The following is a 13,182-nucleotide window of genomic DNA, read 5'->3' as shown; positions in this document are numbered from 1 at the left end:
TCAACTATTTACCTACCCTCGTCCTTGCTTATAAGGATAATAAACAAAGTTGGCTCCTTCTGGTACAACTACAAAAAGACACATAAAGCTTTCAGGTTTTTTGTAAGTCTTCAAAAAAGATTCTTTCCTGTCTTTATTAATAATTCCCTTTTCAACAAACTCTTCCAAAGTTGAGGCTTGTATGGTCCAATCGGTATTTAATTCTTCTCTATTTAAAATGATCTCGCCAATATTAACCTGGTGCTGGTGTGCTATAAAAATTGGGTGAGCAGATATGCCTTCAACCATAATTTCTATTGCTACTTCTTTAATAGATTCAGAATAAAATTCTAAATCTTTTTCTAAGCTTAATAACGGACTTTTCTGTTTTTCTGTCCCACCATCTTCCGGCGTTGCGCCTAATAATTCTTCTCTATCCATATCTAAGTTAAAATCTTAAGCCTTTAATCTCAATAAAACTACATTTTCTACGTGTTGAGTATGCGGAAACATATCCACCGGTTTAATCCGCTCAACATTATATTTTAAACTAAGCAATTCTAAATCCCGAGCTTGTGTAGCGGCATTACAACTTACATAAACAATTTTTTCGGCTTCCATTTCCAGCAATCGCTGTACAACATCTGCATGCATGCCTGCTCTCGGCGGATCAGTAATTACCACATCAGGTTTACCATGTTCAGCAATAAAGGCTGAAGTTAAAATATCCTTCATATCGCCTGCATAGAAAATCGTATTCTCAATTCCGTTTAATGCGGAGTTAAATTTAGCATCTTCTATTGCTGTTGGCACATATTCAACACCAACAACCTGCTTTACATTTTTAGCAACAAAATTCGCAATTGTTCCGGCGCCGGTGTACAAATCATAAACCAATTCATTGCCTTTAAAACCGGCAAATTCTCTGGTAATTTTGTACAATTCAAAAGCTTGTTCTGAATTCGTTTGATAAAAAGATTTCACTCCGATTTTAAAGCGGATACCATCCATTTCTTCGAAAATATGATCTCTTCCGGAAAAAGTAATGACTTCCTGATCAAAAATAGTATCGTTCTTCTTCTGATTAATAATATACAACAACGAAGTAATTTGAGGAAACGCTGATTTTAAGAAGCTCATCAACCCATCTACTTGCTCCTGCTCGGGATAAGCAAATATAACCGCCACCATTACCTCTCCTGTTGTTGACGTACGGATAATCAGGTTACGTAAAGCACCTTCATGGTTGCGTAAATCGTAAAACGACAATTGGTTTTCTGTTGCATATTTACGAACAGCGTTACGAATCTGGTTCGACGGATCATCTTGTAAATAACAATGTTCGATATCTAAAATTTTATCAAAACGTAATGGCACATGAAAACCAAGGGCATTCATATCAAAATCTTCATCACGCTCGATATCCGTTTTCTCTAACCAGCGTTTGTTAGAAAAAGTAAACTCCAGTTTATTACGGTAATACCTGTTTTTTACAGAACCCAGAATAGGCTCGGCAGATGAAGTATCTATTTTACCAAGGCGTTGTAAAGCAGCCTCAACATTTTTTTGTTTAAATTTTAATTGGGAATCGTAACCCATGTGTTGCCATTTGCAACCACCACAAGTTCCAAAATGGGGACAGAACGGATCGGTTCTTAATGCAGATTTTTCGTGCAGTTGCTCAATTACGGCTTCTGCGAAGTTTTTTTTCTTTTTAGTTAACCTTACATCAACAACATCGCCGGGAACGGCTTTATCAACAAAAATGACTAGCTCATCAGCTTTGCCTACACCTTTTCCTTCTTCTGCAATATCAATAATATGTACATTGGGAATTATAGTTACTGTACCGGGTTTTCTTCTGCTCATTATTTTGCAAAGATAAGGGGAAAACCTGAAAGACTAAAGTAGAAAACTAAGGTCAGAATGAATACAAATAAAGAAGGATTTTAAGAATAAAATAACGAAATATTAGGCAATAAATCACTCATCGAACAAGAATCGTCCGTCAATAAAATCGTGATTTCAAAAATTATCTTCCAATAAATTTTAATGCTGTGCCCCAAAAGCCACCTAACCAATTAAAATTTACGTCAAACTTCTCATCAATTTGTACTGAAAACTCTAAAACTTCTTTACTCATGATAAAAAACCTCCCTGTTTATACAAGTATACAAAATTCAGACCAAAAACCAAAACGGTTCAAATTAAATTTCAGTTAATTTTACGTTATTTTTTCGGGTGATTTGCAAACTACTTTTAGAAACTTTAAAATTGTGTCGGGTTATGTATATTTGATGTAGTACACAGCCACATTTAAAATTCTAAAAATTTAACTTAAATCATTAAAACATGAAAAAAATTAGCGCTCTATTATTGGGAATATACTCCGTATTATTAATTGCATGTAGTGGATCAGACACTTACAGGGGCTCGTGGAAGGCCACAGATTTTAAAGGTGCGAAATTTGAAATATCATTTGATGCCAAAAGCTTTACCGTTAAAGATAGTACCGGAAAAAACATCAAATTTGACTACACTCAAAATTCTGTTAAAATTGCAAACTCTATAAAAACTTATGGAATTAAATTAGGAGATGGCAGAGGTTACCAAATTAATTTCCCTAAAAATAATGACGAGAGTTTGGCGCTTATTATAGATCAAAATGGCAGCCCGATATATACAATTAGCAGAAAGGCTTACCTGAAATATGAAGATATCTATAAACTTGAATAAAGTTAGGGTTCAGATTGCCTGAAGAAAAAACAAATTGCCTTAATCAGAACCGTATAACTATTTGATTGTTAGATATTAATTTGTAACTTAATATATCATTTAACAAAAAAGGAGGTTCATCATGAACGTTATCCGTAAAATTGAACATTGGGGCGATGTTCATCAATCAAAATGGCTGGATTTTTTGCGAATCATTCTCGGCCTCGTTATTTTCGGCAAAGGTGTTTCATTTATTAGCGACACTTCGACACTGCAAAATTTAATCACTCAAAACAATGTTTTCGGTTTCTCCAGCATGTTAATTAGTGTGGCCATCCATGTTGTAGCGTTTGCACATCTGGTTGGTGGTATTTTAATTATACTTGGCCTGGTAACCCGTTTTGCCGTGGTTATTCAAATTCCAATTTTGCTTTTTGCCGTTTTCTTTGTTAACCTTACCCGGGGATTTTCTATGCCAAATTCGGAGTTATGGTTATCGATATTGGTTCTTTTTATGCTTATCCTCTTTTGGGTTGTAGGCTCAGGACCGCTTTCAGTGGATGAAGGTTTGAAAAATAAGCGTGGAAAACGTTACGATTAGTCATAGAGTTAAAGCACTATAAAATTATTTCTTAGTATCTTTCGGCTTTAGCTTTTAAGATGAAAACAAAGATACTTTTAGCCCTGCTTTTAGCGGGAATAACAACTTACGCTCAAAGCCCGGCAGATCCCTATTTCAAATTAACCAGGGCTGGTTTTATAGAGAAAAACGCCTTTGAGACAACTTCTTTTGTAGAAAAATATTTCAGGGTACCTGGTAATACGGGCTTTAATACAAGTATTAGTTATGTTGAAAATATTTTAAAAAAAGCAGGCTTTGTTGAACAAAAGCAAAATGAATTTGAAGCGCCCTTAACGTATAGGATTGAGAAACGGGCGATGAAAAATAATACCTGGGAGCCTGTTAACGCCAGTATTGAAATTATAGGAGAATCAACACCTTTAATCTCTTATAAAACAAACCGCAATATGATTCCGATTAATTGTGGCTCTACTCCTGCCGGTGGTTCTACTGCTGAAGTGGTTTATCTTTCAAAAATAATGCCTTCGGAAATTGAGAAAATGGATTTAAAGGGTAAAATCATTTTTTCTGAATCTCATCCTTCAAGATTACTTGCAATTGCAACAAAAGCAGGTGCCATTGGTGTTTTGGGGTACTCAATGCCTAAATATACGCAGCCTGAAGTTCATCAAACTTCCATCCAATTTGGCAGTATGAAAGCCAACAGTGAAGTTTGGACATTGCTTTTATCTTATGCGGCAAAAGAGAAATTAAAAGCAAGCTGTGGAAAAGGCGCTGTTAAGCTAAAAGTTAATATTGAAACCAAAGTTTATCCATCGGAGGAATTAACAATTGTTGCCAATGTAAAAGGCAGTGTGAAACCGCAAGAACGCTTTGTATTTAGCGCACATGTGCAGGAACCCGGAGCCAACGACAATGCAAGTGGTGTTGGAACCCTGGCCGAAATGGCCCGTTTAACAGCGGCGTTATATCAATCTAAAAAAATAAAACCTCAACGTAGCTTAACCTTTTTGTGGGGTGATGAAATTGTTTCAACCAGACGTTACATTACGGAGGATACTGTCAGGGCCAAAGGCATTCTATGGGGAATGAGCTTAGATATGGTTGGAGAAGACACCAAAAAAACCGGTGGTTCTTTTTTAATTGAGAAAATGCCCGATCCTTCAGCAATCTGGACCCGTGGAACAGATAAACATACCGAATGGGGTGCAGGAGATGTAAAAGAAAAAGACCTTTTTCCGCATTATTTCAATGATTTTATCTTTGATATTTGCAAGACACAGGGCAAGTTTGCAAATTGGACAGTAAACTATAATCCTTTTGAAGGTGGCAGTGACCATACTCCTTTTTTGCAAAACAAAATACCGGGCTTGTTGATGTGGCATTTTACAGATGTTTTTTACCACACCGATAATGACCGGATTGATAAAGTTTCGGCTACGGAAATGAAAAATGTTGGAGTTAGTGGCTTAACAGCAGCTTATACACTGATTAATGCAAACGAAAATACAGCAAGCACAACAGTAACACAAGTTAAAAATGATGCTTTAACGCGTTTAAAGACAGAATTTGAACTCAGCAAAAAAGCAATTGCTGAAGGCAAATCAGCTGCAGACGAGAAACACATTATAGAAGTTTGGAGCAAATGGTATATAGATGCCCTCGCAACGATAAACAAAATGCCGGTTAAAGCTGAAACCACAAGAGTAGGTTCTGCAATAAAGTTTGCGGTTAACGAAGTTGAAAAGCAAACAAATATTTATTTAGAGGCGTTGAAGTAACACATCTTTCAATTGTTTAATGCCTAAATCAAAAGCAATTATTATAGGTGCCGGTATAGCCGGCATCGCATCTGCAATACGGATGGCTGTTAAGGGCTATGAGGTGGATATTTTTGAAGCCAACACCTATTCTGGTGGAAAACTTACAGAAATAAACCTCAACGGCTTTAGGTTTGATGCAGGACCAAGTCTTTTTACAATGCCACAATATGTGGATGAACTTTTTAAAATTGCAAATAAGAACCCTTCTGATTATTTTGAATATGACCAACTGGAAGAAATTTGCAGGTATTTTTATGAAGACGGATTAAGACTGACCTCAAAAGCTGATTTGGAGCAATTTGCACAGGAAATACAAGAAAAAACAAATTCTAAAGCGCAGGAAATTACTCGTTTTTTAAAAAAAAGCGAAACCATTTATAAAATCACGCACAAGGTTTTTTTAGAGAGAAGTTTACACAAACTTAGAAGCTATCTGCATTTCGATACCATTAAATCAATTTTCAGCTTTGGAAAAATTGATGCTTTCAGAACGCAAAACAAAGCAAACGAAGTTTTTTTTAAAGACCCGAGAATTGTACAGCTGTTTAACCGTTATGCTACTTATAATGGCTCCAATCCCTATCAGGCTCCTGCAACATTAAATATAATTCCGCATTTCGAATATCATTTCGGTGCATTTTTACCGAAAAAAGGGATGTACAGCATTATTACTGCTTTGGTAAAACTGGCAGAAGATTTAGGCGTTAACTTTTATTTTAGCCAAAAGATTGATGAAATTATTTACTCAGAGGATAAAAAATTTAAAGTAAAGGGAGTAAAAGTTAACAATGTGATTTTACAGGCTGATGTAGTCGTTTCCAATTTAGACATTTGGTTTACCTACAAAAACCTGCTCAAGAAAATAAAGCCACCTAAAAAGCTTTTGCAGCAAGAACGCAGCAGCTCTGCTTTAATCTTTTACTGGGGCATAAAAGGTAATTATGATGAGTTAGGGCTTCACAATATTTTATTTACAAAAAATTATCAGGACGAGTTTAATGCCATTTGGAAAGACCAAATCATTACCGAGGATCCAACTATTTACATTAACATTACTTCAAAACACCTTAAAAGTGATGCGCCAAAAGGCTGCGAAAACTGGTTTGTAATGATTAATGTACCGGCAAACAAGGGTCAGGATTGGGATATATTAATTAAAGAAGCAAAATTAAACATTGTTAAAAAGATCAACCGCGTTTTAAAAACAAACCTGGAAAATAATATTATTTGTGAGGAAATTCTTGATCCCCGAAGCATAGAAAGTAAAACAGGTTCTTATCAGGGATCTTTATACGGCAATAGTTCTAATAATCAGTTTTCAGCCTTTTTACGACATCCAAATTTCAGTTCGAAAATTAAAAACCTTTATTTCTGTGGTGGAAGTGTACATCCCGGGGGTGGGATTCCTCTGGCGCTGTTATCGGCCAAAATTATCGATGATGGGATTAAATTTGAATGAAATTACCCTTTGCTGAAAAATAATCATGTTTAAAAAGATAGCTTTGCAGTAAGATTACGGAGATTCCGTACATCATTTTAATTCAAATATTGATCATATGAATTTTCACACACGTAAATGGATTAAACCGGAAGATTTAAATCCAAATGGCGGTTTATTTGGAGGAAGTCTTTTAAAATGGATTGATGAAGAGGCCGCAATTTACGCCATTGTTCAATTGGAAAACCCAAAAGTGGTGACGAAATACATGTCTGAAATCAATTTTGTGAGTTCAGGAAAGCTAGGCGACATTATTGAAATGGGCATCACGGCAACCGCTTTCGGCAATACTTCTATTACCATGTGTTGCGAAGTGAGAAATAAAATTACCCGCAAGAGTATTTTAACTATTGATAAGATTGTTTTTGTAAATATTAACGATTACGGCGAACCTTCGCCTCATGGAAAAACAAAAATCAAATATATTGAAGAACAATTCGATCAGGAAAACGAAGGTCAGGTTTAAAGATAGTTTTAGGCAAGTTTATGTTTAGCCTTTAATTCATCTTCTAATTTTTCTGCATCCAGATCAAATGCATTAACAATAATCTGTGCTTTTGTATAAAAAGGATCACGTTCCTGAAGTTTCATCTTAATAAACTCAAGAAGCTGTTCATCATCCATATCCTTTATTAACGGGCGTTTTTGGCGATTGTGTAATCTGGAAACCAATGCAGCGGGCTCCATCTGAAGATAAACAGTTGCTCCATTTTCGTTCATCCATTCCATATTATCAAAAAAGCATGGTAAACCGCCTCCTGTTGCCACAACGCAGGTCTCAGGATAATTGAAAGTTTTTAATGTTTCGCGTTCCAGATTTCTAAAGCCACTTTCGCCAAATTCTGCGAAATATTCAGCAATGGTTTTACCTGTTAATTGTACAATTTCGGCATCCAGATCAATTACCGGGCATTCCAGGCGATGTGCCAGCTGCTTTGCTTTTGTGCTTTTACCGCAGCCCATAAATCCAACAAGAAAAATTTTCATAATTGATGTTCGCGTTTTAACATAATATAATCTGTTACCGGAGGTTCAAACCCTGCCTTTTTAAAGAGGGTAGCAATTTGAGCACGATGATAAGTAGAATGATTTAATAAATGAAATAAAATTTCTTCGACTTTGCTTTGGTATGGGTCACCCTTAGAATTGTGGTAAATAACCATTTGATTTAAGGGAGTATTGTTTAATATTTCTCTGATCTGAGTAAAATTGTCTGCTGAAATTTTTTCAAACTCATTTCTATAGTGAACGTCCCATACGCCATATTGGGGTACTTCTCCTTTAATGCGACTAACCCACACATGTTGGGCATTTAATACATGGCTAAACAGTTTTTCCGCTTCTGGCAAATCAATCGTTGAAGAATTGAAAACCGAGATTATCCGCTGATCAGCAAGCTGAGTATAATTTACAATTTCTTGAAACATAATTTAAGCCAGTTTTACCCTTGGATCAACATAGGCGTACAAAATATCAACCAGAATGTTAATTACCACAAACACGAAAGCAATAAACAAAATAGAACCCATAACTACAGGAAAATCAGACATTTCCAGCGCCGTTACGGTGGTACGACCTAAACCGTTATAGCCAAAAACATATTCTACAAAGAATGAGCCTGCAAGCAAAGAAGCAAACCATCCCGAAATAGCGGTAATTACAGGGTTCAAAGCATTTTTTAAGGCATGTTTGTAGATAATTGCATTTTTACTAAGTCCTTTTGCTCTCGCTGTGCGAATATAATCCTGCGCCAGTACATCCAGCATTGCACTTCTGGTTAACTGCACAATAATTGCAAGCGGCCTGAGCCCTAAAGTAACCATAGGCAGCCATAAATTCCTCAGGGTAAGTACTTCACCTTTAAAAGGATCGTAGCTATACAAACTGCCACTCATCCTTAAACCGGTATAATTACTTAAAACAAAACCAAAAAGCCAGGCAATAATTATTCCTGCAAAAAAAGAAGGTGCAGATATTCCAAGAATGGCAAATGTATTGGCGGCTTTATCGATCCAGCTATCTTTATAAACGGCAGATAATACGCCCAGAAAAACACCGATAAGTGTTGCAAAAATCATGGCCGTAAGTGCCAGGATAAAAGTATTCGGAACGGTTTCTGAAAGTATTGCGGTCACATCCCTTTTGGTTTGATAAGAACTCCGCAAGTAAGGCCACTTTAGTACCAAAGCCTTCTCCTTAAACCCTACTATTTTTGCATAATGATATTTTTGTTGTGTAGTTGCGTCATTATCCAAAATACTTAGCGGAGAAAGGTCATTTACATACAAAATAAACTGAACTGGTTTTGAACGATCCAAGCCAAATTCTTTACGTACGGCTTCCAGAGATTGTACATCGGCCCTTTGCCCCATGGTCATCCTTGCCGGATCGCCAGGTAGAATATTAAACAATAAAAAAACAATTAATACTACCCCGGCCATTACAGCCAGTCCGTATAATAGTTTTTTTAGTGCATAGCTAAACATAATTATTTTCCGAAATATTTTTTAGAAAGTTCATCAAATGACGGCATATTATGGTAGTGCCATTTATTTACAACCACACCATTTTTTAAAAGTAAAATACCTGGATTAGCCCTGACCATACTTTTTAATGGCACCGCATCTGCATAAAATATTTCTGAAAACAGATTGTTCGTTTTGATAAAAGCAGCAGCATCCTGGGCAGAATTTGAGGTTAACAAAACAGTTCTGATGTTAAACTGCTGAGTTGCATCAATAGCCAATGCATTTAATTTGCCTATGGCTTTTAAATTCGTATCGTGTAAGTTATAAGCAACAAAAACTAAACTGTAATAAGGATTTTCAATAAGTTCCTTTGTGTAATCTGTACCCGATGCATCGGTGATAATTAAATCCTTAATTTTTGGAGAAAAACCTTCTTTAATAAGTTTTTTGCTTGGCTCCCCTACAATTTCCCAGTTGTTATCTTTCCAAATTTCAGTTTTAAGGTACTCCTTGTCGCTCATGTCTTTTTCTTCCTTCGTTTTTTTATTTTTAAGGTGGTACATGATTTGAAATTCATCAGGTTTTTCTCCCGGAGGAATAACCATTAAAGAAGGAATGTGCGCACCTACCTTATAAGGAAGAAAATCGATAATGGGTAGAAAATTATAGGTAAATAAGCCAAAAAATAAAGATGCCAAAGTAACAACAATGGCTATATTTCTTTGAACCGCCGGTTTAGTCGTAATTGGCCTGATCAATTCTTTTCGAAAGAAAATATACAGAATTAAGACCAGAAGGATTAAATCTTTACTAAAGGACTGCCATGGGGTTAGCGGAATGGCATCTCCAAAGCAACCACAGCTGGTTACAACTTTAAAAGCCGCTGAAACAAATGTTAACAGGGTGAAAAATATGATTAGTAACAATAAACCCCAGGCTACTTTTTTACCCCAGAAACCCAGCAGCAGTAAAGCGCCCAAAACAATTTCTAGAGTACAGAGTAAAATGGCTATTCCTGTTGCCATTCCACTTAGAAAATCCATGTGAAAAACCTCAAAATACTCTTGCAGTTTATAACCAAAGCCTAAGGGATCATTTGCTTTTATTAACCCCGAAAAAATAAACAAGGCACCTACTAAAATTCTCGAAATGGTTAATAATATATTTTTCATTCGTTATAAACTTATTTTCAAATAGGCATGAAGTGGCTGTGATTTCCTTTTCATTAGGTGGTTTTAAAAATCACACAGATTTTTATCTTCTATTCAACACCTAACTTAATCAACGCAAAAACCGAGTAGTTTAACATATCCTGATAATTAGCCTTCACTCCTTCCGAAGCTAAGGTTTGCCCTTCATTATCTTCAATTTGTTTAACCCTGAATATTTTCATTAAAATCAAATCGGTTAAAGAACTTACCCGCATATCTCTCCAAGCTTCACCATAGTCATGATTCTTAGCAAACATTAAATCCTTTGTTTCATTTACTTTTTCATTAAAAGAATCTTCAACAAATTCATATGGAAGTTCTGTTGGATCAGCATCCGTTAGTTCCAGTTGCATCATTGCAATAACGCAATAATTAATAATACCAATATATTCTGAAGTAATATTTTCGCCAACTTTACTGATTTTTTTCTCTTCTAACGTACGGATTCTCTGCGCTTTAATAAAAATTTGATCAGTAATAGAACTTGGTCTTAAAATACGCCATGCCGTACCATAATCTTTAGTTTTCTTTAAAAATAATGATCTGCAAACGGTGATCACCTGATCAAATTCTGTAGAGGTATTTGTTTCTGCCAAAGCCAATAATTATTTAGTTTTTAGTGTATTTTTGTATCGAAAAAACAAAAGCTAAAGATACATTTTTAAAGCGAAACCCAAATCCCGAAAGGGTTTATTATGCCAGAAAAAAACTTTTTTGAACCCAGACAAAGTATAAACGTTAAAGGCAAGCTGATTGATTTGTCGAAGCCAAAAGTAATGGGGATTTTAAATATTACGCCCGATTCTTTTTACAGTAACAGCCGAACGATCTCCATTGAAGAAGCCCTAAAAAAAACGGAGCAATTTTTAAATGAGGGTGCAACTTTTGTTGATATAGGAGGTTACTCTTCCAGACCGGGTGCTAAAGATGTTGAAACTGAAGAAGAAATTTCGAGACTTGTTCCAGTCATTGAAGCTTTGGTAAAAGCTTTTCCAGAGATCATAATTTCTGTTGATACCTTTAGGGCTAAGGTTGCCGAAGAAACCATTTTAGCGGGCGCCCACCTGATTAATGATATTGCAGCCGGAGATATGGACAAACTCATGTTTGAAACTGTTGCCCGTTTACAGGTTCCTTATATTATGATGCACATGCAGGGTACTCCACAAACCATGCAGCAAAATCCGGTTTACGAAAATATTTTACTTGAGGTGGTTGATTACTTAGCAAAGAAAATTACTGAGCTAAGGGCTTTAAAAGTTCACGATATTATTATTGATCCAGGATTTGGCTTTGGCAAAACAATCGCTCATAATTATGAACTGCTGAACCAAATGCAGGAATTGAAAATATTTCAGTTGCCGGTATTGGTTGGTTTTTCAAGAAAAGGAATGATTCATAAAGTTTTAAAAACAACGGCAGCCGAATCCCTAAACGGAACGAGTGTTTTAAATACGATTGCTTTGCAAAAAGGAGCCGGTATTTTAAGGGTTCACGATGTTAAAGAAGCAGTTGAATGTGTGGAGCTGGTCGCTCAGTTATGGGGTTAATTGTTTGAATTGATTAATCGGTTAACTGTTGGATAGCGATTCTCTAAACACATAAACTCTTAAGCTTTATCTTTAAGGATAGCATTTCTCAAGGCATTTAATTTATTCGTTAATTCATCAAGTTTTAACCTGAAAGCAATGTATTCTTCCTCTTCAATATATTCCAAATCATGTGCACCAATAATATGATTTACAGTTTCAATCGCACTGGAATATGCCATTGTAATATAATGTGCTTTATCTTTTGCTGTGATTCTCGCTGAACCTTCGGCAAGGCAATCGCCAATGCTGCTTGCAGATCTTTTAATTTGACTGGTAAGTCCATATATTTCTTCTTTTGGAAATTTCCGAATCAAAATATAAATTTCCTTCCTGAAGATTCTTGCTTTTTGCCAGGTATCCAGCTTTTCAAAAGAGTAAATGCGCATAACAACAATATTGTCTTAATATAAGGAAATTAATTTTAGATTAAGTCGTTAGCATCAACACTTAACCAATTAAAACAACTAACCCATTAACTGTTTTATACAATTAACAAACATTTCTTATCTTGCCGTTAATGAAAGCATTAGATTTCGATTTTGTAAAATTCACTGTTACCGATGTTATAGATATTGTACTGGTTGCATTGCTCATATATTATGTTTACACACTCATTCGCAACACTTTAGCGGTAAATTTGTTAGTTGGAATGCTGATCATCGCTATTTTTTACAGAGTAGTGGATGCTTTACATATGAAACTTTTAACCGCCATCATAGAGAAATTTATGAGTGTGGGTATTATAGCTTTGATTGTAATTTTTCACCCGGAAATACGCCGCTTCCTTTTATTGATTGGAAAAAATGCCTTTTTGCAAAAGAACAAAGCCTGGTGGGGTTATTTATTTGGACGTAAGGAAATAGAAAGAAATAATCTTGCCCGCATAAAACCAATTATTGATGCTTGTAAAAGCATGAAAAAAACCAGGACGGGTGCATTGATTGTATTTGTTAAGTTTTATGATGAACAATTTTTTGCGAATAGTTGTGAGGTTGTGGATGCTAAAATTTCAAAACGCTTGTTAGAAAGCATTTTCCAGAAAAACAGTCCTTTACATGATGGTGCTGTTGTCGTTTCGGAAAACAAGATTAAAAGTGCCAGTTGTATTTTGCCTTTAACAGATAATGATCAACTGCCTTCGCAATTTGGACTAAGACACAGAGCCGGAATTGGAGTATCAGAAACTACTGATGCTGTAGCGGTTATTATATCAGAAGAAACCGGAGAAATATCTTACGCTAAACAAGGCCGGGTAAGAATGAATGTTTCTTTTGGAGAGTTGGAGAAGCTGCTGAATAAAGATTTTTAAGAAT

16 protein-coding genes are annotated in these 13,182 nt (G+C 35.6%); 7 read left to right on the top strand and 9 right to left on the bottom strand.

Translation table 11 applies throughout. The features are described 5' to 3' along the window. Nucleotides 1–12 precede the first annotated feature (12 nt). From O0955_RS15455 to O0955_RS15445, 3 genes are all read right to left on the bottom strand, one after another. Nucleotides 13–420 carry a hypothetical protein gene (locus O0955_RS15455; protein WP_269428462.1) on the bottom strand — a complete coding sequence of 136 codons (408 nt, stop codon included), beginning with the start codon at nucleotides 418–420 and terminating at the stop codon, nucleotides 13–15. 15 nt (nucleotides 421–435) lie between these two features. After that, nucleotides 436–1,848 (bottom strand): 23S rRNA (uracil(1939)-C(5))-methyltransferase RlmD, encoded by a 1,413-nt coding sequence (gene rlmD / locus O0955_RS15450; protein ID WP_269428461.1) that lies wholly within the window; start codon nucleotides 1,846–1,848, stop codon nucleotides 436–438. 163 nt (nucleotides 1,849–2,011) lie between these two features. Beyond that, the gene (locus O0955_RS15445) at nucleotides 2,012–2,122 is read right to left on the bottom strand and encodes a phenylalanyl-tRNA synthetase subunit alpha (protein ID WP_269428460.1); all 111 of its coding nucleotides are present in this window, start codon (nucleotides 2,120–2,122) and stop codon (nucleotides 2,012–2,014) included. Between the two features lie 209 nt (nucleotides 2,123–2,331). Here O0955_RS15445 and O0955_RS15440 point away from each other — a divergent pair, with 209 nt between their 5' ends. The 5 genes from O0955_RS15440 to O0955_RS15420 all read left to right on the top strand — a co-directional run bounded on the left by O0955_RS15440 (nucleotide 2,332) and on the right by O0955_RS15420 (nucleotide 7,064). Then, nucleotides 2,332–2,715 carry a hypothetical protein gene (locus O0955_RS15440; RefSeq protein WP_269428459.1) on the top strand — a complete coding sequence of 128 codons (384 nt, stop codon included), beginning with the start codon at nucleotides 2,332–2,334 and terminating at the stop codon, nucleotides 2,713–2,715. A 121-nt stretch (nucleotides 2,716–2,836) separates the two neighbouring features. Then, nucleotides 2,837–3,295 (top strand): DoxX family protein, encoded by a 459-nt coding sequence (locus tag O0955_RS15435; RefSeq protein ID WP_269428458.1) that lies wholly within the window; start codon nucleotides 2,837–2,839, stop codon nucleotides 3,293–3,295. 59 nt (nucleotides 3,296–3,354) lie between these two features. Then, entirely contained in the window at nucleotides 3,355–5,058 is a 1,704-nt protein-coding gene (locus O0955_RS15430; protein ID WP_269428457.1) for a M28 family peptidase, read from the top strand. Between the two features lie 19 nt (nucleotides 5,059–5,077). Further along, on the top strand, nucleotides 5,078–6,559 hold the full coding sequence (gene crtD, locus O0955_RS15425) for a 1-hydroxycarotenoid 3,4-desaturase CrtD (RefSeq protein ID WP_269428456.1): 1,482 nt from the start codon (nucleotides 5,078–5,080) through the stop codon (nucleotides 6,557–6,559). A gap of 97 nt (nucleotides 6,560–6,656) precedes the next feature. Continuing rightward, entirely contained in the window at nucleotides 6,657–7,064 is a 408-nt protein-coding gene (locus O0955_RS15420) for an acyl-CoA thioesterase (protein WP_269428455.1), read from the top strand. Between the two features lie 8 nt (nucleotides 7,065–7,072). Here O0955_RS15420 and O0955_RS15415 read toward each other — a convergent pair whose 3' ends face one another. The 5 genes from O0955_RS15415 to O0955_RS15395 all read right to left on the bottom strand — a co-directional run bounded on the left by O0955_RS15415 (nucleotide 7,073) and on the right by O0955_RS15395 (nucleotide 10,873). Further along, nucleotides 7,073–7,585, bottom strand: a complete 513-nt coding sequence (locus O0955_RS15415; RefSeq protein WP_269428454.1) for a shikimate kinase — start codon at nucleotides 7,583–7,585, stop codon at nucleotides 7,073–7,075. Continuing rightward, nucleotides 7,582–8,025 (bottom strand): DinB family protein, encoded by a 444-nt coding sequence (locus tag O0955_RS15410; protein ID WP_269428453.1) that lies wholly within the window; start codon nucleotides 8,023–8,025, stop codon nucleotides 7,582–7,584. The genes O0955_RS15415 and O0955_RS15410 overlap by 4 nt, the downstream gene beginning before the upstream one ends. Nucleotides 8,026–8,028: 3 nt before the next feature. Continuing rightward, a complete protein-coding gene (locus O0955_RS15405) occupies nucleotides 8,029–9,084 on the bottom strand; it encodes an ABC transporter permease (RefSeq protein WP_269428452.1) in 1,056 nt (351 codons plus the stop codon). Between the two features lie 2 nt (nucleotides 9,085–9,086). Further along, nucleotides 9,087–10,238 (bottom strand): BT_3928 family protein, encoded by a 1,152-nt coding sequence (locus O0955_RS15400; protein WP_269428451.1) that lies wholly within the window; start codon nucleotides 10,236–10,238, stop codon nucleotides 9,087–9,089. An 89-nt stretch (nucleotides 10,239–10,327) separates the two neighbouring features. Then, complete coding sequence (locus O0955_RS15395) at nucleotides 10,328–10,873, bottom strand: DUF1599 domain-containing protein (RefSeq protein ID WP_269428450.1); 546 nt, start codon at nucleotides 10,871–10,873, stop codon at nucleotides 10,328–10,330. A 99-nt stretch (nucleotides 10,874–10,972) separates the two neighbouring features. On the opposite strand from O0955_RS15395, the gene folP reads away from it, so the two are divergent. Beyond that, a complete protein-coding gene (folP, locus tag O0955_RS15390; protein WP_269428449.1) occupies nucleotides 10,973–11,827 on the top strand; it encodes a dihydropteroate synthase in 855 nt (284 codons plus the stop codon). Between the two features lie 59 nt (nucleotides 11,828–11,886). Here the strand turns inward: folP and O0955_RS15385 are convergent, their stop codons facing one another. Then, nucleotides 11,887–12,255 carry a four helix bundle protein gene (locus O0955_RS15385; protein ID WP_269428448.1) on the bottom strand — a complete coding sequence of 123 codons (369 nt, stop codon included), beginning with the start codon at nucleotides 12,253–12,255 and terminating at the stop codon, nucleotides 11,887–11,889. A gap of 131 nt (nucleotides 12,256–12,386) precedes the next feature. Between O0955_RS15385 and cdaA the strand changes: the two genes are divergently transcribed. Then, the gene (gene cdaA, locus O0955_RS15380; RefSeq protein WP_269428447.1) at nucleotides 12,387–13,178 is read left to right on the top strand and encodes a diadenylate cyclase CdaA; all 792 of its coding nucleotides are present in this window, start codon (nucleotides 12,387–12,389) and stop codon (nucleotides 13,176–13,178) included. Nucleotides 13,179–13,182: the final 4 nt, after the last annotated feature.

Origin of the sequence: Pedobacter punctiformis (assembly GCF_027213715.1) — a bacterium.
GTDB lineage: Bacteria > Bacteroidota > Bacteroidia > Sphingobacteriales > Sphingobacteriaceae > Pedobacter > Pedobacter punctiformis.
The sequence above is the reverse complement of the archived record's forward strand: the minus strand, read 5'-3'. Positions and strand labels throughout refer to the sequence as shown.

Excerpts from the sequence above, each read along its gene's own strand:
- O0955_RS15455 (WP_269428462.1), bottom strand. The coding sequence starts at position 420 with ATGGATAGAGAAGAATTATTAGGCGCAACGCCGGAAGATGGTGGGACA.
- rlmD (WP_269428461.1), bottom strand. The coding sequence starts at position 1,848 with ATGAGCAGAAGAAAACCCGGTACAGTAACTATAATTCCCAATGTACAT.
- O0955_RS15445 (WP_269428460.1), bottom strand. The coding sequence starts at position 2,122 with ATGAGTAAAGAAGTTTTAGAGTTTTCAGTACAAATTGATGAGAAGTTT.
- O0955_RS15440 (WP_269428459.1), top strand. The coding sequence starts at position 2,332 with ATGAAAAAAATTAGCGCTCTATTATTGGGAATATACTCCGTATTATTA.
- O0955_RS15435 (WP_269428458.1), top strand. The coding sequence starts at position 2,837 with ATGAACGTTATCCGTAAAATTGAACATTGGGGCGATGTTCATCAATCA.
- O0955_RS15430 (WP_269428457.1), top strand. The coding sequence starts at position 3,355 with ATGAAAACAAAGATACTTTTAGCCCTGCTTTTAGCGGGAATAACAACT.
- crtD (WP_269428456.1), top strand. The coding sequence starts at position 5,078 with ATGCCTAAATCAAAAGCAATTATTATAGGTGCCGGTATAGCCGGCATC.
- O0955_RS15420 (WP_269428455.1), top strand. The coding sequence starts at position 6,657 with ATGAATTTTCACACACGTAAATGGATTAAACCGGAAGATTTAAATCCA.
- O0955_RS15415 (WP_269428454.1), bottom strand. The coding sequence starts at position 7,585 with ATGAAAATTTTTCTTGTTGGATTTATGGGCTGCGGTAAAAGCACAAAA.
- O0955_RS15410 (WP_269428453.1), bottom strand. The coding sequence starts at position 8,025 with ATGTTTCAAGAAATTGTAAATTATACTCAGCTTGCTGATCAGCGGATA.
- O0955_RS15405 (WP_269428452.1), bottom strand. The coding sequence starts at position 9,084 with ATGTTTAGCTATGCACTAAAAAAACTATTATACGGACTGGCTGTAATG.
- O0955_RS15400 (WP_269428451.1), bottom strand. The coding sequence starts at position 10,238 with ATGAAAAATATATTATTAACCATTTCGAGAATTTTAGTAGGTGCCTTG.
- folP (WP_269428449.1), top strand. The coding sequence starts at position 10,973 with ATGCCAGAAAAAAACTTTTTTGAACCCAGACAAAGTATAAACGTTAAA.
- O0955_RS15385 (WP_269428448.1), bottom strand. The coding sequence starts at position 12,255 with ATGCGCATTTACTCTTTTGAAAAGCTGGATACCTGGCAAAAAGCAAGA.
- cdaA (WP_269428447.1), top strand. The coding sequence starts at position 12,387 with ATGAAAGCATTAGATTTCGATTTTGTAAAATTCACTGTTACCGATGTT.